The organism is Mesorhizobium sp. B2-7-2 (assembly GCF_006440775.1).
Classification (GTDB): Bacteria; Pseudomonadota; Alphaproteobacteria; order Rhizobiales; family Rhizobiaceae; genus Mesorhizobium.
This window is the reverse complement of sequence record NZ_VFTZ01000002.1, coordinates 1-17289: the sequence shown is the minus strand read 5'-3', so window position 1 is coordinate 17289 and position 17289 is coordinate 1. Positions and strand designations below refer to the sequence as shown.

At 65.3% G+C, this 17289-nt stretch carries 16 protein-coding genes and 1 tRNA gene; 2 read left to right on the top strand and 15 right to left on the bottom strand.

Annotated elements, in window-relative coordinates:
- From FJ425_RS02860 to FJ425_RS02820, 9 genes are all read right to left on the bottom strand, one after another.
- A complete protein-coding gene (locus FJ425_RS02860; RefSeq protein ID WP_140633462.1) occupies positions 1-1452 on the bottom strand; it encodes a hydrogenase 4 subunit F in 1452 nt (483 codons plus the stop codon).
- Positions 1449-2111: a hydrogenase-4 component E gene (locus FJ425_RS02855; RefSeq protein WP_140633459.1), complete on the bottom strand. Its 663-nt coding sequence runs from the start codon at positions 2109-2111 to the stop codon at positions 1449-1451. Before FJ425_RS02855 ends, FJ425_RS02860 begins: the two co-directional genes overlap by 4 nt.
- Complete coding sequence (locus tag FJ425_RS02850; RefSeq protein ID WP_140633456.1) at positions 2111-3067, bottom strand: NADH-quinone oxidoreductase subunit H; 957 nt, start codon at positions 3065-3067, stop codon at positions 2111-2113. Before FJ425_RS02850 ends, FJ425_RS02855 begins: the two co-directional genes overlap by 1 nt.
- A complete protein-coding gene (gene hyfB, locus FJ425_RS02845) occupies positions 3058-5076 on the bottom strand; it encodes a hydrogenase 4 subunit B (RefSeq protein WP_140721679.1) in 2019 nt (672 codons plus the stop codon). The genes FJ425_RS02850 and hyfB overlap by 10 nt, the downstream gene beginning before the upstream one ends.
- Positions 5073-5384 (bottom strand): helix-turn-helix transcriptional regulator, encoded by a 312-nt coding sequence (locus FJ425_RS02840; protein ID WP_140633450.1) that lies wholly within the window; start codon positions 5382-5384, stop codon positions 5073-5075. Before FJ425_RS02840 ends, hyfB begins: the two co-directional genes overlap by 4 nt.
- A gap of 306 nt (positions 5385-5690) precedes the next feature.
- A complete protein-coding gene (locus FJ425_RS02835; protein ID WP_140721676.1) occupies positions 5691-6587 on the bottom strand; it encodes an RNA polymerase sigma factor in 897 nt (298 codons plus the stop codon).
- 49 nt (positions 6588-6636) lie between these two features.
- Positions 6637-6957 carry a hypothetical protein gene (locus FJ425_RS02830; RefSeq protein WP_246677863.1) on the bottom strand — a complete coding sequence of 107 codons (321 nt, stop codon included), beginning with the start codon at positions 6955-6957 and terminating at the stop codon, positions 6637-6639.
- 163 nt (positions 6958-7120) lie between these two features.
- Complete coding sequence (locus tag FJ425_RS02825) at positions 7121-8776, bottom strand: FAD-binding dehydrogenase (protein WP_140721673.1); 1656 nt, start codon at positions 8774-8776, stop codon at positions 7121-7123.
- Between the two features lie 39 nt (positions 8777-8815).
- Positions 8816-9802 carry a Gfo/Idh/MocA family oxidoreductase gene (locus tag FJ425_RS02820; RefSeq protein WP_140633441.1) on the bottom strand — a complete coding sequence of 329 codons (987 nt, stop codon included), beginning with the start codon at positions 9800-9802 and terminating at the stop codon, positions 8816-8818.
- Between the two features lie 572 nt (positions 9803-10374).
- Here FJ425_RS02820 and FJ425_RS02815 point away from each other — a divergent pair.
- Together FJ425_RS02815 and FJ425_RS02810 are read left to right on the top strand one after the other, a co-directional pair.
- Positions 10375-10557 carry a hypothetical protein gene (locus FJ425_RS02815; RefSeq protein WP_140633438.1) on the top strand — a complete coding sequence of 61 codons (183 nt, stop codon included), beginning with the start codon at positions 10375-10377 and terminating at the stop codon, positions 10555-10557.
- A gap of 137 nt (positions 10558-10694) precedes the next feature.
- Positions 10695-11435 (top strand): GNAT family N-acetyltransferase, encoded by a 741-nt coding sequence (locus FJ425_RS02810; protein ID WP_140633435.1) that lies wholly within the window; start codon positions 10695-10697, stop codon positions 11433-11435.
- Between the two features lie 63 nt (positions 11436-11498).
- On the opposite strand, the gene FJ425_RS02805 is transcribed toward FJ425_RS02810, so the two are convergent.
- The 6 genes from FJ425_RS02805 to FJ425_RS02780 all read right to left on the bottom strand — a co-directional run bounded on the left by FJ425_RS02805 (position 11499) and on the right by FJ425_RS02780 (position 16965).
- On the bottom strand, positions 11499-11831 hold the full coding sequence (locus tag FJ425_RS02805) for a hypothetical protein (protein ID WP_140633432.1): 333 nt from the start codon (positions 11829-11831) through the stop codon (positions 11499-11501).
- Positions 11832-12061: 230 nt separating this feature from the next.
- Positions 12062-12146: transfer RNA gene (locus tag FJ425_RS02800), tRNA-Leu, on the bottom strand.
- A gap of 338 nt (positions 12147-12484) precedes the next feature.
- On the bottom strand, positions 12485-13105 hold the full coding sequence (locus tag FJ425_RS02795; RefSeq protein ID WP_140721670.1) for a 2,3-bisphosphoglycerate-dependent phosphoglycerate mutase: 621 nt from the start codon (positions 13103-13105) through the stop codon (positions 12485-12487).
- Positions 13106-13135: 30 nt separating this feature from the next.
- Positions 13136-13957, bottom strand: coding sequence for a 4-hydroxy-tetrahydrodipicolinate reductase (gene dapB / locus FJ425_RS02790; RefSeq protein ID WP_140721667.1), 822 nt, complete (start codon positions 13955-13957; stop codon positions 13136-13138).
- Positions 13954-15825: an ABC transporter ATP-binding protein gene (locus tag FJ425_RS02785; RefSeq protein WP_140721664.1), complete on the bottom strand. Its 1872-nt coding sequence runs from the start codon at positions 15823-15825 to the stop codon at positions 13954-13956. The genes dapB and FJ425_RS02785 overlap by 4 nt, the downstream gene beginning before the upstream one ends.
- Positions 15826-15945: 120 nt before the next feature.
- The gene (locus FJ425_RS02780; protein WP_140633419.1) at positions 15946-16965 is read right to left on the bottom strand and encodes a glucokinase; all 1020 of its coding nucleotides are present in this window, start codon (positions 16963-16965) and stop codon (positions 15946-15948) included.
- Positions 16966-17289 lie beyond the last annotated feature (324 nt).

The window sequence follows — 17289 nt, the reverse complement described above, 5'->3', positions numbered from 1 at the left end:
TCACCCCAATATCCCGGCGACGTGCTGGAACCATGCGACCAGCGGCCCCGGCAGATAGATGCCGGCAGCGAACACCAGGGCGAGGTGCGAGTACATCGGCACGTAGGACGCCTCGACCGGCGCCATGCCGCCGCGCGGCTCGCCGAAGGCAAGCCCCGTCAGCCGCAGCAGCAGCGCCCCGAAGGCGATCAGCAGCCCCAGCACCAGCGGGATAGCCAGCCACGGATGCCTGGCGAAGGTCGAGCTGACGACCAGGAACTCGCTCATGAAGATGCCGAGCGGCGGCAGGCCGGCTATCGCTACGACGCCGATGACGAGCGCCCAGCCAAGCCCCGGATGGCTTTCGGTCAAGCCCCTGATCTCGGAGATACGCTGCGTGCCCTTGACCTGCGCGATATGGCCGACGGCGAAGAAGATCGCCGACTTGGTCAGGCTGTGCATGACCATGTGCAGCAGGCCGGCGAAGTTGGCGAGCGGGCCGCCCATGCCGAAGGCGAAGACGATGATGCCCATATGCTCGATCGAGGAATAAGCGAACAGGCGTTTGATGTCGCGGCGGCGGTAGAGCATGAAGGCCGCGAAGATCAGCGAGGTCAGCCCCATCGTGACCATCAGCGGTCCGGGGCCGATCGCCTGCGGGCTCGCCGCGAGCAGGAGCTTGAAGCGCAGCACGGCATAGAGCGCGACGTTGAGCAGCAGGCCCGACAGCACCGCCGAGATCGGCGTCGGGCCCTCGGCATGCGCGTCGGGCAGCCAGGCGTGCAAGGGGGCAAGGCCGACCTTGGTGCCATAGCCGAGCAGCAGGAAGATGAAGGCTACACTGAGCAGCGCGGGATCGAAATGCGCCGCCTTCTCGATCAGCACCGACCAGACCATGGCGTTGGTGCCCTCGCCGACGACCGGCTGGGCGGCCATGTAGACGAGGATGGTGCCGAACAGGGCAAGCGCGATGCCGACGCTGCCGAGGATGAAATATTTCCACGCCGCTTCCAGCGCCTCATGCGTGCGATAGATGCCGACCATCAGCACGGTGGTCAGCGTGGCGAGCTCCACCGCGACCCACATCAGGCCGATGTTGTTCGACACGAAGGCGAGGTTCATGCCGAACATCATGATCTGGTACATCGCGTGGTAGAACCTGAGGTTCGGCGCGGTCAGCCGGCCGGTCTCCAGCTCATGCGCGATATAGGAGGCGCTGAACACGCTGGTGGTGAAGCCGACGAATGTGTTGAGCACGATGAAGACGATGTTGAGATCGTCGACGATGAGATATTGCCCCGGCGCCGGCCGGTCGGTGACGAACAGCGACAGCGCGGCGAGCAAGGTGAGCAGGCTCGCTATCATGTTGACGATCGCCGTCATGCGGTAGTTCGGAAATGCCGCCAGAATGGCCGCGGCGCCCGCCGGAATGAAAAGGATCGCGGCCACGGCGTCGAAGGAAAACCCGCTCACCGGCGTTCTCCCCGGTAGTCGTCGAGCGCGCCGACATCGACCGTATCGAACCGCTCCCGGATGCGGAACAGGAAGACGCCGATGACGATGAAGGCGATGAGGATCGAGAAGGCGACGCTGATCTCGACCACCAGCGGCATGCCCTTGGCGCCGGTGGCGGCGAGCACCAGGCCGTTCTCCAGCGACATGAAGCCGACGACCTGGCTGACGGCGTTGCGCCTCGTCACCATCACCAGCAGCCCCAGCAGGATGATCGACAGCGCGAAGGCGAGATCCTCGCGGGCGAGCGGGTCGGCCTCGGGCGTCACCCTCAGCATCAGCACCATGGAAAGCGTCACCAGCCCGATGCCGGCGAGCATGGTCGGGCCGATGCCGACGGCGGTCTCGATGTCGCGATGGATGCCGAGCCGCTGGATGATGCGGTGCAGCCCGACGGGAATGACAATCGCCTTGAAGACCAGCGCGATCGCCGCGGTGATGTAGAGGTGGTGCGCGTCCTGGATATAGGCCTGCCATGCCACCGACAGCGCGAGCACGACCGCGTGCAGGGCAAAGACGTTGATCAGCGCGAACAGCCGGTCCTGGTAGAGCATCATGAAGGAGATCAGCACCAGGCTGCCGGCGAGCAGATGGGCGATGTCGAAGGTGATCCCGCTCATCACAGGCTCCGCGAGACGAACAGCAGGAGCGTGCCGAGCAGCGCCAGCATCAGTGCTGCGCCCAGGAAATCCGGCACGCGGAAGACGCGCATCTTGGCGACGGCCGTCTCGAACACGGCAAGCAGGAGGGCCAGCACCGCGAGCTTGCCGAGATAGGCGGCGGCGCCGATGGCCAGCGATTGCGGCCCCGCCCCGGCGTTCGCCAGTCCCCAGGGCAGGAAGACGCAGGCGATCAGCGACATGTAGAGCAGCAGCTTGATGAAGCTGGCGAGCTCGATCATCGCCAGATGGCGGCCGGAATATTCCAGGATCATCGCCTCATGCACCATGGTGAGCTCCAGATGCGTGGCGGGATTGTCGACCGGCATGCGCGCATTCTCGGCGATCGCCACCATCACCAGCGCGATCAGCGACATGCCGAGCGACACCCGCAGTCCGACCTCAGGCGAACCCATGAAGGCGGCGACCGTCGAAAGCTGCGTCGCGCCGGCCACCAGCGCCAGGCTGAACACGATGAGCAGCATCGCCGGTTCGGCGAGCGAGGCGATCATCACCTCGCGACTGGCGCCGATGCCGCCGAAGCTGGTGCCGACATCCATTCCGGCCAGCGCCTGGAAGAAGCGCGCGCTGCCGAGCAGCGCCACGATGGCGATGAGATCGGCGGCCCAGCTGAACTCAAGACCGGAGGCGAAGGTCGGAACCAGCGCCGCCGCGACCCAGGTGGCGGCGAAGATCAGATAGGGCGTCACGCGAAACAGCCAGGACGCGTTGTCGGCCAGCACGACCTCCTTGCGCATCAGCCTGACGAGATCGCGATAGGGTTGGACCACCGGGGGTCCCTGCCGCCGCACAAGCCTCGCCTTCACCTTGCGCACGAAGCCGATCAGCAGCGGCGCCAGCAACAGCACCGAAAACATCTGCACGCCCTGCACGGCCAGCTCGAGCATCAAGGCCATAGCGCGAGCACCAGGAGCAGGATGACGAGGTAGAGGAAGACCAGCGTCAGGTAGCGGCGGATGGTCAGGAACTGCAGGTGGTTCAGCCGCTCGGTGGCGAAATCGATCGCGCCGGCGATCGGCTGGTAGAATATCTCCCAAGCCACGTCATGCATATCCACCCTGAGGCGCGCCGGATCGAGGGAGCCCGGCGCCGGCATCTCCACCGTCTCGCGGGCGCGGAACGCGAAGCTGCCGAAGACGCGGCGAATGGGCTGCGCGAAGCTGACGGCGGTGTATTGCGCCGCCGGCACCGCATCCGCGAAACCGCACCCCCATGCAATGCCCCGGCGCAGCGCATGCGAGGCGAAGCGGTGAATGAAGAAGGCCGCGAGCGACGCCGAAATGGCGATGAAGCCGAACACCAGCAGGCCATTATAGGAGCTGCGGCTCTCGGCGATCGGCACGATCGACAGCCAAAGCTCAGCCACCTGCACCGGCATGCGGTCGCCGATAAGCGAAAGCGTCACCGATGACAGGCCGTCGATGACGAGGCCTGGCAGGATGCCTGCGAGCAGGCAGAAGGCGGCAAGCACGGCCATCGCCGCCAGTGACCAGCGGTCGACCTCATGCGCCCGTTCCACCGCCGCCGACCGCGCCCGGCCAAGGAAGGTGATGCCGAATGCCTTGACGAAGCAGGCCGCGGCCAAAGCCGCCGAAAGCGCCAGCAGGCCGCCGACCGCGGGCACGATGACCTTCAGACCCCATTGCGGCAGCTCGGGGCTGCGCAATATGGCCTGGAAGACCAGCCATTCGGAGGCGAAGCCGTTGAAAGGCGGCAGCGCCGAGATCGAGATGCAGCCGATGAGGAAGACGAAGCTGGTGACCGGCAGGCGATGGATGAGGCCGCCGAGCTTTTCCATGTCGCGTTCGCCGGTCGACGTCAGCACCGCGCCGGCGCCGAAGAACAGCAGGCTCTTGAAGAAGGAATGGTTGAGCACATGGAAAAGCGCCGCCGTGAGGGCCAGCGCCGCCGCCGACGGCATGGCGTTCGCCTTGAAGGCGAGCGCGAGCCCGAGGCTGGCGAAGATGACGCCGATATTTTCGATGGTCGAATAGGCGAGCAGCCGCTTCAGGTCGTTTTCCATCAGCGCGTGGAGGATGCCCAGCACCGCCGTCGCGCCGCCGATGAGAAGCACGGCAATGCCCGACCACCATGCCGGTTCGCCAAGCAGGTCGAACACCACGCGGATGAAGCCATAGATGGCGACTTTGGTCATGATACCGCTCATCAGCGCCGAGACGTGGCTGGGTGCTGCCGGATGGGCAAGCGGCAGCCAGGCATGCAGCGGCACGAGGCCGGCCTTGGAGCCGGCGCCGAGCAGCATGAGACCCAGCACCGCGCCTGCCGCGAGCGGGCCTGGGTGCGCAGCCCGCATCGCGTCGAACGCATAGGTCCCCGCCGGTCCTGCCAGTAGGCCGAAGGCAAGCAGCAGCGCCATCGTGCCGAAGCTCGCCATCACCAGGTAGATGGTGCCGGCGCGCCGGTTGGCCTCGTCGCGGTGATGCGCCATGACCAGCGCCCAGGAGGCGAGCGACATGAATTCCCAGGACAACAGAAAGCTGAAGGCGTCGTCGGCCAGCACGACGAGGTTCATGCCGGCCAGGAACGCCGGATAGAACGGCAGCACGCGATGCGGCGCGGATTCGTGCCGGCCGTAGCCAAGAGCATAAAGGCTGGTGACGGCGCCGCCCAGATTGACAACGACGAGGAAGAACGCCGACAGGCTGTCGAGGCGGAACCGGGCGCCCGTCCACGGCAGGCCGAGCGGCAAAGCGATGGCGGGCGCCTCGCCGGGGTTGCTGGCGAGATGGCCGGCGACGATCGCTAGCACGGCAGCTGAAATGACAAACGCGGCGCCATAGACCAGCCGCGTCGCGGCAGTGTGCCGGCCGGCGGCTGCGCCCAGTATAGCTGTTGTCAGAAGCGCGGCAGGGCCGCACAGCAGAAGCGCGACCGTCGAATTCACGGCCGGCTCCCGCTTCGTTCGGCCCCGTCGCCATGGGCTTCGGATGCCTTGGCCGGATCGAACCCGGCCTTCAGCCGCACGCCGCGTCCGCCGCCCTGGCTGACCGCGCCTTCCCCAATCAGCTCGATGCCGGCGATCTCGAGCGCCGCGATCAGCTTCATCAGCGAATCGACATTGCCCCGGATGATCGAGCCGCTCGCTTCCATGCGCTGGATCGTCGGCACCGACAGTCCGGACAATTCGGCAAGCCGGCGCTGATCGATGCCGAGCAGCGACCGAGCGGCGCGCAATTGCGGTGCGGTTATCACCGATGACTCTCTCGTTCAGTTCTCAGATATGAGGTGTCGGTGCTGTAGCCTACATTAAAATGTTCCATCGTCAAGGATTGATGTTTGAAACATCTATGTTGACGGTAGCTGGCCTGCCACAGCGCGGGATGAGGTCGGCCACAGTCCGGGCGGCGCGGCGAAGGTCGGGATTTCCGGCGGGCGAAGCTCCGGCACGGTGATGAGAACGGCGAACACGCGGTTCGAGAACGCGTACAGCCGCTCGAGCCGGAGGGAAACTCGGTCCGGTCGTGGGAACAGAAAAGCAGTGTTAGCGCGGTGTCGGCGTCATGCCCGCTCGCCTGGGGCGAACAGGATGTCAGCCTCGGCGACACAATAAGGGACGTGCCGGAAATCGCGGATGCGCACGACCTCATCGCCGCGCCAATCGATCAGCATGAAGCCGCGCACCGCATCGTGCGCCTGCGGGTTGCCGATCAGGATCGCCGGCTGGCCGTCGACGAAGCCGAGCGACAGGGCCCAGTCGCCGAGGCGGTCGTAATTGCCGAAATAGGTCGAGGCTTCCTTCTTGCCGTTGAGGCGGGCGCGATTGAGGACGTCGACCTGGATGTCCTCGGCGATCAGCGTCCTGACCCCGTCGAAGTCGCGTTCATTGAACAGGTCGATGTAGCGGCGCAGCCGGCGCTCTTCTTCGGGATCGAGCCTCGGCACCGCCACGTCGTCCGGTGCCGAGGCCAGCGCCTTCAGCTCCGCCCGGCCGCGATGCAGTGCCGCCTTCGTGGCGGCTACAGTCGCGCCCGTCACCTCGCAAGTCTCATGCAAGCTGAGGCCGAGCACATCGACCAGGATCACGGCGCTGCGCTGCGCCAGCGTGAGCCGCATGAAGCTGCGCAGGCTTGCCGCCGCCGCCAGTCTCGCCCCGGCGTCGGCGGAGAGATCTTCTATTTCGGTCATGTCGGCCTCGGTCATGCGCGAGCGCTCCCGTTGGCGGCGGCGCAGATGATCCTGCGCCGCATTATGGGCGATGCGGAACAGCCACTGCTCGGGACGCTCGACCGTGGCGCCGCCATCGTGAGCAGCAAGCGCTTTCACCACCGCCTCCTGCATGATGTCCTCGCCCTCGATTGCCGAGCCGGCCATGCGGGCGGCATAGCGGTGCAATTTGGGCCGCAGGCCGACAAGCATGGCCTCAAGCGCAGCGCGGTCGAATTTCGCTGTGATCATCGTCCTCGTTCTCTCAGTCGGCGGCTCGCCGGGCGATACCGTGCCCCGGTCAGGCCGGCACGGTCTCGTCGGCGTTCGCCAGCATATGATAGTTGCCGACGATCTTCGCCGGCGACCGGACCAGCGGTGTCGAGCGCCGCTCGGCGTGATCGGCGCCGAAGGCCTTGAAAGCGTCGAGTCCGGTCAGCGCCGAACTGTCTTCTTCATAACCGACGATGTGGACGAATTCGCCGTTGTCGAGCTCAAGCACGAGATAGCGCACGAATTGCGGCTTCGTTTCATCCAGCGCCTCGAACACCTTTGCCACCAGCGCCCGGTTCTCGGCGATGCTGGCGTCCTTCACGCCGTAGCGGATGAGATTGTAGGTCATGGTCGTCTCCTTCGGTTGGTCAAAGGGAGACGTTTCGGATGGGTGAAAAGGATTCGCAGGTCGCGAAAAATCTTTTTTGAAAACGCGGGCAAAATACGCGTTCGCCGCGATCCTTCGCGCCTCCTCTGTCCTGCCGGCATCTCAATTATGGCATAGCTTCTTCTCAGGCGACCGCCTTCGCCGCCGCCCGCCCGGCACTACGCCCCGAAAAAATGCAGCCGCCGAGGAATGTGCCTTCCAGCGCCGCATAGCCATGCACGCCGCCGCCGCCGAAGCCGGCGACCTCGCCCACCGCATAAAGCCCTGGCACCGGTTGCCCATCGGCGTCCAGCACGCGGCTGTCGAGATCGGTCTCCAGCCCGCCCAGCGTCTTGCGGGTCAGGATGTTGAGGCGCACCGCGATCAGCGGGCCGTTCGTCGGATCCAGCATCTTGTGCGGCTTGGCCGTGCGGATCAGCTTGTCGCCGAGATAGGCGCGGGCGCCGCGCAGCGCGGTGACCTGAGCGTCCTTGGAGAACGGATTGTCGAGCTGCATGTCGCGGGCGCGAATCTCGCGCTCGACCTGGGCGACGTCCAGCAGCGGCTCGCCGCCGGCCAGCGCGTTCATGCGCGCCACCAGTTTCGCAAGATCGGCCTCGACGATGAAATCCTCGCCCTTTTCCATGAACGCCTTCACCGGGCCGGGAATGCCTGAGGTCGCGCGGCCCAGCACCTGCCGCCAGCTTTTGCCGGTGAGGTCGGGGTTCTGCTCGGAGCCCGACAGCGCGAACTCCTTCTGGATGATCTTCTTGGTCAGGATGAACCAGGAATAGTCGAAACCGGTGCTCATGATGTGGCTGAGCGTGCCCAGCGTGTCGAAGCCCGGATAGAGCGGCGCCGGCAGCCTTCTGCCGCGCGCATCGAGCCAGATCGAGGAGGGGCCGGGCAGGATGCGGATCGCGTGCTCGGTCCAGATCGGCGCCCAGTTCCTGATGCCCTCGACATAGTGCCACATGCGGTCGCGATTGATGATCGACCCGCCGGCCGCTTCGGTGATCGCCAGCATGCGGCCGTCGACATGGTCCGGCACGCCGGTGATCATCCGCTTCGGCGGCGCGCCCAGCCGCTGCGGCCAGTTCTGGCGCACCAGCTCGTGGTTGCCGCCGATGCCGCCGGAGGCGACGATCACCGCTTGCGCGTGAAGCTCGAAATCGCCGGCCATGTCACGAGAACTCTTGCGGCCGCGCTCCACCGTGCTTTGCTGCAAGATGTCGCCACGTACGCCGCTGACCGTATCGCCGCCGCGGACAATCTCGGTGACCCGGTGACGGAACCTGAACTCGACCAGCCCGCGCTTCTGCGCCTCGCGCACGCGCAACACGAAAGGCTCGAGCACGCCGGGCCCGGTGCCCCAGGTGATGTGGAAGCGCGGCACCGAATTGCCGTGGCCGACGGCATTGCCGCCGCCGCGCTCGGCCCAGCCGACGATGGGGAAGAATTTCATGCCCCGCTCGATCAGCCATGAGCGCTTCTCGCCGGCGGCGAAGCCGACATAGGCCTCCGCCCATTTGCGCGGCCAGAAATCCTCCGGCCTGTCGAAGGCGGCCGTGCCCATCCAGTCCTCGAGCGCGAGGTCGTGGGAATCGCGGATGCGCATGCGCCGCTGCTCCGGCGAATCGACCAGGAACAACCCGCCGAACGACCAGAAGGCCTGGCCGCCCAGCGACTGTTCCGGCTCCTGGTCGACGATGATGATTTTCTTGCCGGCCTCTGCCAACTCCGTCGCGGCGACGAGGCCGGCCAGCCCCGCGCCGACAATGATCACGTCCGCGTCAGCCATTTTTCCTCCCAGAACTAGCCGGCAACTTATTGCAAAGCCTCAGACGGGCTCCCAGCCGTCTTTGTCACCGGCGCGGAAGATGGCGTCGATGACTTTCTGGTTGAGCACCGATTCCTCCAGCGTGAAGACGCGGTCCTTGCCGCCTTGCGCGGCACGCACGAAGGCCTCGCATTCCAGCCGGTATTGCTGCGTGCCCGGGAAGCGGAATACCTGCGCCTCGCTGTGGTTCTGGTTGTGCAGCTCGATGCGGTGGTGGTCGTAGAGACCGGCATTGAACGGGGCGAAAACCTCGATGAAACCCTTCTCGCCGTGGAACACCATCACCTGCCGCGCCGCCATCTGCGTCGACAGGTAGAAGGACAGCTCGAAATCGCCGAAATCGGCTCGGATCGAGGAATAGATGTCGGTGCCGAAAGTCTTGTCGCGCTCGATCGTCGCCTGCACCCGCAGCGGCTCCTTGCCGGTCGAAAAGCGCGTCGACACGGTCGGATAGACGCCTATGTCAGGCAGCGCGCCGCCGCCGAGATCGAGCTGGTTGCGCATGTTGTTGGGGTCGACATTGTAATAGGAAAACGCGCCCTGCACATGGCGCAGCCGGCCGATGGCGCCGCTTGCGATCAGGTCGCGCACCTTGATCCATTGCGGGTGATAGACGACCATGAAGGCCTCGCAGACCAGCACCTTCTTCTCATCGCGCAGCTTGCTCAGCGGCGGAATGTCCTTGGCGTCGAGCGCCAGCGGCTTCTCGACCAGCACATGTTTTCCGGCCTCGATTGCTTTTGCCGTCCATTCGACATGCTGGGAGGTGGGCAGCGGGATGTAGACGCCGTCAACCTCCTTGGAGGCGAGCAGTTCCTCATAGGAGCCGAAGGCATGACGGGCGCCGAAACGCTCGCCCAGCGCCTTGGCTTTCGACAGGTCGCGGCTGGCGATCGCCGACAGGACGCCGTTCTCCGAATCCACGATTGCCGGCAAAAGCTGCTCGCGACCGATCTTCGCCGTCGACAGAACACCCCATCGGAACATCACGCTTCTCCGTGTCGGTTTACAGGCGACGAGGTTTGCCTGAAATCGGCGGAAAAGCCAATGCGTGAGGCAGCGCGCCGTTCCTCGCCCCACGCAGTGGGCTACGGCATGCACACATTTCCAAGCGGCTGGTCTTTGGCGATAGCCTGCTTGTCAGCTTGGCGCATGCATTGTCTTATGTAGCGCTGGTCGACCCCCACTCCGTCTCGGCTTCGCCGAGCCACCTCTCCCCGATCGACGGGGTAGAGGAAAGGCGCCAAGCTTTTTGCCGTCAATGCCAGTCCAGCAACGCTCCCCTCCTTTCCCTCCGGAGGGGGGAAAGGTGGCGCTGCGAAGCAGCGACGGATTGGGGGAACCACCTGGCAATCAACGCCTTGGCCTGATCGGTCACGCCAGTCTCAGAAGATGTGTGCATAGCTTAGACAAAGTGGGGAGAGCTGACCGCGCAGCGGACGAGAGGGGGCAGCGCTGCCCTTTGCGATGCAGCAGATCGTCGTCCGTTAACCGAATCGGAAGGAGATGTTTAACGCTTCGTCTCTATGTCCGGCCCGGGGAGGCACAACAGAGCGAGCATGATGAACGACAGCCCTGAAAAGCGAAACGAATGGCGCGCCATCTTTTACGTGCAGGCGCGCGTCGCCATCCTGTTTGTGCCGGTTGTGCTCAGCCTTCTCCTCATCGGCATCTTGGCCGGCAATGAGCGCAAATCCGTTCCCGATGCCGTCGATCCGACCGTGACGAGCTCGGTGAAATAGCCGTTCGGCTGATCGACGGCTTTCACCCGGTAAACGCTTTCGCTCAACAAAGGCATGATCATGCGTGTTCCGCGGGATCGTGCGCGCGTTCAAAGTCGACGCTGGACCAATGCCGTCGAATCGTTAAGCTGTGCCCGATGACCGCTGACTGGCTCCGTACGGACTATCGCACGCTGTTTCGACTGGGCCGCGACGGACGGATTGCCGGCGAGAACGATCCAGAATGTTCACCGGGGCCGCTGCTCTGGCTGGCGGGCTGCGCCTCCGGCAACATCTTCGGATTGCACGCCGATCTGCCCGACGACCTGGCGGGCGAGCTAGAGGGGCTCCTCGCCACCGAGCCGCCGTTCATGCATCCTGCAACACCAAGACATTTTGAACTCTACCTAGCGCTCCTCGGCGGCGGTGACCATGCGCGGCACAATTTTGGTTTGATCTACGACCTGCCGCACGACCATCCCTATGCCAACGGGGTGCAGCTTGTCGGCAGCGACTCCGATGATGGCCAGGCTATAATCCGCTCCTGGAAGGCGGAAGGCGTGCCGGAAGCCCTGTTCGAACTCGGCTTCCGCGAGGTGGCGGACTTTTGGGCGCCATGGTGTGCGGCTCTCGTCGGCGGGGATGTCGCTTCCATCGCCTTTGCGGCCCGGCTGGCGGACGCGGGCGCCGAACTCGGCCTGGCGACGGTCAAAGCCTTCAGGGGGCGAGGCCTTGCCGCCTGCGCGACAGCTGGATGGTCCCGGTTGCCAGCACTCCGTTCTCGCACCTTGTTCTACAGCACGGACCGAGACAATGTCGCATCGCAGCGCGTCGCTGCCCGCCTCGATCTCAGGCTTCGGGCGGCCAGCTTGCGGATCAGCGAAGGCAACCAGGCATAGCGAATCGCTCGCAAAAAAGATCGAGCGTTTAAAGTGAAGGGGCCGGCCGGCTTGCCCGCACTCTCAAACAAACTTCGGGATCGGGCCGTTCTGCGGCGTCGTGTCTTCGCCGAGATCGATGAACACCTCGTCGACAAAGCACCAGCCCCAGCCTTCCGGCGGGTCGTAGCCCTCGATGATCGGATGCTGCGTGGCATGGCACAGCACGATCGGCAGGTGGTGCGGGTTGACATGAAAGCGCTCGATCAGCGTCTTCGCGCAAGCGTCGGTTTCGGAATCGAGAGCGAGATGGGGAAGCCCGCTGCGGCGCAGAAAACCCTGAAGCCGCAGCACGTCGCCATTGCCGGCTCGGGCTTGACACGAGAATCCTGCCGAGACGCGGGTCATATAGTGCAACGGAGCAGAATTCTGTGACCGCTGCAACGCCTCGACGTCACGGCATGGATTCCAGGGTCTGCGCGCGTCGCTTCGCTCCTTGCTCCGCCCTGGAATGACGAAGTTCGGAAGCTTACGGCTAATCGCGAACGTTGAGACTTGCACCCCGTTGGCAGTCGGGATCAAATGGCGACCCCTTCGCTCTCGGAGCTCCGGGATGGCCTGCCATCCGAAGCTCGAAGAGCGAAGGATGGTGCCCAGAAGAGGACTCGAACCTCCACTCCTTGCGGAACACGGACCTGAACCGTGCGCGTCTACCAATTCCGCCATCTGGGCTGGTGGGCGCTCATGTAAGCGGGCAAACGGTATGTGTCAACGCGCTTTTTTCGTCAGCGTTGGCGCTGCCTCTCATTGCCGTTCTTGCAACGCTGGCGATTGGCGAAACCGGCGGCGGGAGCTTCCCTCTCCCCGTCACTATACGGGGAGAGGATGCCGGCAGGCAGGTGAGGGGCGGCGCTGGCGCTGGTCGGGTGGGGTTCCGGTTCTCGCTTTGAGCCCGGACGAGTTAATCGCCGAAGCCGGCGCTGCCCCTCATTGCCCTGCCGGGCATTTCTCCCCGTATAGTGACGGGGAGAAAGGGCTGGCCGAGGCGCCGGCGCCCTTCTTGCAACTCCTCAGCCCTCCAGCACGTCCTTCTTTGCCACGGTTGAATCGGCATTGAGCTTGTAGATGACCGGCACGCCGGTGCCGAGCTCGAGCTTGACGATCTCCTCGCCCGACTTGCCGTCCAGCGCCATGATCAGCGCGCGCAGCGAATTGCCGTGCGCGGCGACCAGCACGGTCTCGCCGCGCAGCACATGTGGCTGCACCTCGTGCAGGTAATAGGGCCATACGCGCGCGCCGGTATCCTTCAGGCTTTCGCCGCCGGGCGGCGCGATGTCGTAGGAGCGGCGCCAGATATGCACCTGCTCCTCGCCCCATTTCTTGCGCGCGTCATCCTTGTTGAGGCCGGAGAGGTCGCCATAGTCGCGCTCGTTGAGCGCCTGGTCGCGGATCGTCTTCAGGTCGCTCTGGCCGACGATGTCGAGGATGTGCTGGCAGGTCACCTGCGCTCGCTTCAAGGCAGACGTGTAGGCGATGTCGAATTTCAGGCCGCGCGCCTTGAGCTTCTCGCCGGCGGCAAGCGCCTCGGCGGTGCCCTGCTCGGTCAGCCCGACGTCGCGCCAACCGGTGAACAGGTTCTTCAGGTTCCATTCGCTCTGGCCGTGGCGCACGAGCACGAGAGTTCCCGACATGTTTGCTCCTATGGAATGTTTGGATAGGGATCAGCTCAGGCCGAGCACGTCCCGCATGGAATAAAGCCCCGGCTTCTTCGCGCGGGCCCAAAGCGCGGCCTTCACCGCGCCGCGGGCGAAGATCGCCCGGTCCTCGGCATGGTGGGACAGCGTGATGCGCTCGCCGGTGCCGGCAAGGATCACGCTGTGGTCGCCGACGACGGAGCCGCCGCGCAGCGTGGCGAAGCCGATGGAGCCGGCCTTGCGCACGCCGGTATGGCCGTCGCGCACCCGCACGCTGTTGCCGGCAAGATCGATGCCGCGCCCTTTGGCAGCAGCCCCGCCGAGCAGCAGCGCCGTGCCGGACGGCGCGTCGACCTTGTGCCGGTGATGCATTTCCAGGATCTCGATGTCGAAATCGTCGGCGTCGAGCGCCTTCGCAGCCTGCTCGACCAGCACCGCCAGAAGATTGACGCCGAGGCTCATATTGCCGGATTTGACGATGGTGGCATGGCGCGCGGCGGCGGCGATTTTCGCATCGTCGTCGGCCGAGCAGCCGGTGGTGCCGATGATATGGACGATGCGCGCCTGCGCGGCATAGCCGGCGAATTCGACGCTTGCCGCGGGTGCCGTGAAATCGAGCACGCCGTCGGCCTTGGCGAAGGCCGGCAGCGGATCGTCGACGATCGGCACGTTGATGATGCCGATGCCGGCGAGCTCGCCGGCATCCTTGCCGAGATGGGCCGAGTCCGGCCGCTCGACCGCCGCGGCGACGCGCGTGCCGGGCATTGTGTGGATGGCGCGGATCAGCGTCTGGCCCATGCGGCCGGCGGCGCCCACCACCACCAGGCCCATATCGCCGGCTTCACTCATGCGCTTCTCCTGACGGTCTTCTTGGCGCGGCTGCGCGATGCGGGAGTTTGGGCCGAAGTCTGGCTTGCCTTGACGTCGTCGACAAGCCCCAGCCCCTTCTTGCCCTGTATCCGGTGGAAGCGGGCATAGATGCTGTGCGGGTCGGCCATCAGCGTCGCATGCGTGCCTTCCTCGGCCAGCCGTCCCTCCTCCAGCACGATGATACGGTCGGCATTGACCACGGTCGACAGCCGGTGTGCGATCACGATGGTGGTGCGGCCTTCCATGACATGGGTCAGCGCTTCCTGCACACGCGCTTCCGCCTCGTTGTCGAGCGCCGAGGTCGCTTCGTCGAGCAAAAGGATGGGCGCCTGGCGCACGATGGCGCGGGCGATCGAGACGCGCTGGCGCTGGCCGCCCGACAGCGTCGCGCCGTTCTCGCCGACCGGCGTGTCGTAGCCTTGCGGCTGCTGGCGGATGAAATCGTCGGCGGCAGCCTGTTTCGCCGCCTGCTCGATCTCGGAGTCGGTGGCGGAGAGCCGGCCGTAGCGGATGTTGTCGCGGATCGTGCCTTCGAACAGATAAGGCGCCTGCGAGACATAGGCGATCGATTGGCGCAGCGACCGCTTCGTCACCTTCGAGATGTCCTGGCCGTCGACTTCGATCGAGCCCTGGTCGACGTCGTAGAAGCGCTGCAGCAGCGCCACCAGCGTCGACTTGCCTGCGCCCGAGGCGCCGACGATCGCCGTCACCTTGCCGGCGGCGGCGGTGAAGCTCAGGTCCCGCAGCACCGGCATGTCGGCGCTGTAGCCGAACGTCACATTGTCGAAGCGCACCTCACCGGTGGTGATCCTGGCCTCGACCGCGTCGGGCGCGTCGCCCTGCTTCGGCTCGAGGTCGAGCAGCTCGTAGATCATGCGCGCATTGACCAGCGCGCGTTCCATCGTGACCTGCATGCGCGCCAGGCGCCGCGCCGGATCGTAGGCAAGAATCAGCGCGGTGATGAAGGAAAACACCGCGCCGGGCGGCTGGCCCAGCACCAGCGCCCGGTAGCCGGAATAAGCGATGACGGCGGTAACCGCGAGGCCGGCCAGCATGTCCGAAATCGGCGACAGCCGTTCGGAGACGCGGGCGATCTTGTTGCTGCGTTGCTCGGCGGTGTCGGCCATGATGCCGATGCGGCGCGCCAGCTCGTCCTCCATGGTGAAGGCCTTGACGATGGCGATGCCTTGCGTGGCCTCCTGCACGGATCCGCTCAGCCGCGAGTTGATCAGCACGGATTCGCGGTTGATCTTGCGCACCCGGCGCGTGATGTAGACGACCGCCCAGATCAGCGGCGGCCCGATCAGCAGCGAGCTGAGCGACAGCACCGGATCCTGGTAGACCATCAGGCCGACGAGGCCGACCAGGGTCACCGCGTCGCGGGTGATGGAAATCAACGTCAGCGACAAGAGATCACGGATGCCGCCGACATTCTCGTCCATCTGCGCCGCCAGGCGGCCGGAACGCGTGTCGTTGAAGAAATCGACGCCGAGCTTCATCAGATGGTCGAAGATGCGCTTCTGGTAGCGGGCCACCAGATTGTTGCCGATCGTGGCCAGGGCTATCGCCTGGCCGTAGCCGGCGAAGCCGCGCACCAGAAAGGCGCCCATGAAGCCGGCGCAGATCCACACGATCGCGTCGCCGCGCCGTTCGTAGAAGATCTCGTTGACCATCGGGGCCATGACCCAGGCCGAGAAGGCGGTCGCGCCCGAAACCAGCAGCGAGCAGACGATGACGACCGCATAGGACCAGCGATGGTCATAGCCGTTTTCGGCGACGATACGGCGCAGCACCGCCGTGACCTCGGCGGGCCGGCTTTTTGCCTTGTTTGGATTTTGAAGTGTCAAATCGGAAGCGCTTCGTGGGTTCTCGTAAACGTCAGGACGCCTTTTTCGCACCCTCTTAGCGCCCCGGCTACGGCTTGCCTATGGCGAAACTTCGTCGCGCCGTCCCGAGCGCCGGCGCGATCACGCCCGCCAGTGCCGCCCCGCCGTCCGCACGCCGAACAGCGAAGGCGTCCTGGCATAGGCGGCAAGCCCGAGCAGCGCCGCCAGCGGATGGGTTATGACGTAGACCGGCATTTCGCGCATCAGCGCGCGGTGCGGCGCCTTGTCCTCGAAGGCGGCGCGGAAATTGCCCGCTTTGAGCGCCGGCACGATTTTTTGCGCGATGCCGCCGGTCAGGAACACGCCGCCGCGGCCCATGAACACCAGCGCCAGGTCGCCCGCGGTGCGGCCAAGGCAGGTGACGAACAGCGCCAGCGCCTCTTCGGCCACCGGATCGGACTTCGAAAGCGCCGCCGCGGTGACCTCGGCCGGCGAGGTCAAGGGAGTCGGCTTGCCGTCCGTCCTGGCCACGGCGCGGTAGACGTTGACGAGCCCACGTCCGCACAGGATCTGCTCGCCGGATATGCGGCCCTCGAGCTTGTCGATATGCGGGAATACTTCGAAGTCGCGCGGCGTGCGCGGGCCGATATCCATATGCCCGCCCTCGCCCGGCACCGGTATCCAATGGTCGAGCGCATAAATCAGCCCGGCGACGCCGAGACCCGTTCCGGGACCGAGCACGACCCGGCTCGCATTGGGTTCCGGGGTGCCGCCGCCGATCTTTTCCATGTGCTCTTCGCCGAGCGCCACCACGGCCAGCGCCTGCGCCTCGAAATCGTTGAGCACGACCACCTCGCCCAAGCCCAGATTGGCAAGCATCTGCCGGGGCCTCACGACCCAGGGGCAGTTGGTGAGCGGGATCTCGTCGCCATCGACCGGCCCGGCGACCGCCAGCACCGCCGAGTTCGGCTGGACGGACGAGCGGTCGAGCACCGCCGCCTGGATCGCCTCGTCGATGGTCTTGAAATTCGCCGTCTGGACGATCTGCGGCTCGGTGGCCTCCGAATTGGCGTCGAGCACGATCGAGAAGCGCGCATTGGTGCCGCCAATGTCGCCGATCAGGACCGGAAACCGCAGTCCCTTCTCGTCTTCGCCTGCCATGCTCTTGATCGTCCTCGCTGCGGCGCCGCTGCGCCGTTTCAATCGATTGACTAGCGCATGACCCCGCAAAGGGGAAGCCCGCTTGCGCCTTAGCGCAATTCCAGGAAAAGTGTGAGCGGTTAGGCTCGGCGCCCGCGCCGTAGCTTTCCGTCCGGAATTGCGTCAAAGCGAAGAGATAGGGCGTTTCGCCGCTTCGTGAAACGGTGGAACGCGTTAGTTCTCCGACACAGGGATTTTGAAAGGTTGCCGTTTGTCTTGGTGCAAGATTTTCCGTTCATTTCCGTGAAACCAGCACAAACCGCCGGGGATTGGTTGAAGCCGCCC

Excerpts from the sequence above, each read along its gene's own strand:
- FJ425_RS02855 (WP_140633459.1), bottom strand. The coding sequence starts at position 2,111 with ATGAGCGGGATCACCTTCGACATCGCCCATCTGCTCGCCGGCAGCCTG.
- FJ425_RS02850 (WP_140633456.1), bottom strand. The coding sequence starts at position 3,067 with ATGGCCTTGATGCTCGAGCTGGCCGTGCAGGGCGTGCAGATGTTTTCG.
- FJ425_RS02835 (WP_140721676.1), bottom strand. The coding sequence starts at position 6,587 with ATGATCACAGCGAAATTCGACCGCGCTGCGCTTGAGGCCATGCTTGTC.
- FJ425_RS02830 (WP_246677863.1), bottom strand. The coding sequence starts at position 6,957 with ATGACCTACAATCTCATCCGCTACGGCGTGAAGGACGCCAGCATCGCC.
- FJ425_RS02825 (WP_140721673.1), bottom strand. The coding sequence starts at position 8,776 with ATGGCTGACGCGGACGTGATCATTGTCGGCGCGGGGCTGGCCGGCCTC.
- FJ425_RS02820 (WP_140633441.1), bottom strand. The coding sequence starts at position 9,802 with ATGTTCCGATGGGGTGTTCTGTCGACGGCGAAGATCGGTCGCGAGCAG.
- FJ425_RS02815 (WP_140633438.1), top strand. The coding sequence starts at position 10,375 with ATGATGAACGACAGCCCTGAAAAGCGAAACGAATGGCGCGCCATCTTT.
- FJ425_RS02810 (WP_140633435.1), top strand. The coding sequence starts at position 10,695 with ATGACCGCTGACTGGCTCCGTACGGACTATCGCACGCTGTTTCGACTG.
- FJ425_RS02795 (WP_140721670.1), bottom strand. The coding sequence starts at position 13,105 with ATGTCGGGAACTCTCGTGCTCGTGCGCCACGGCCAGAGCGAATGGAAC.
- dapB (WP_140721667.1), bottom strand. The coding sequence starts at position 13,957 with ATGAGTGAAGCCGGCGATATGGGCCTGGTGGTGGTGGGCGCCGCCGGC.
- FJ425_RS02780 (WP_140633419.1), bottom strand. The coding sequence starts at position 16,965 with ATGGCAGGCGAAGACGAGAAGGGACTGCGGTTTCCGGTCCTGATCGGC.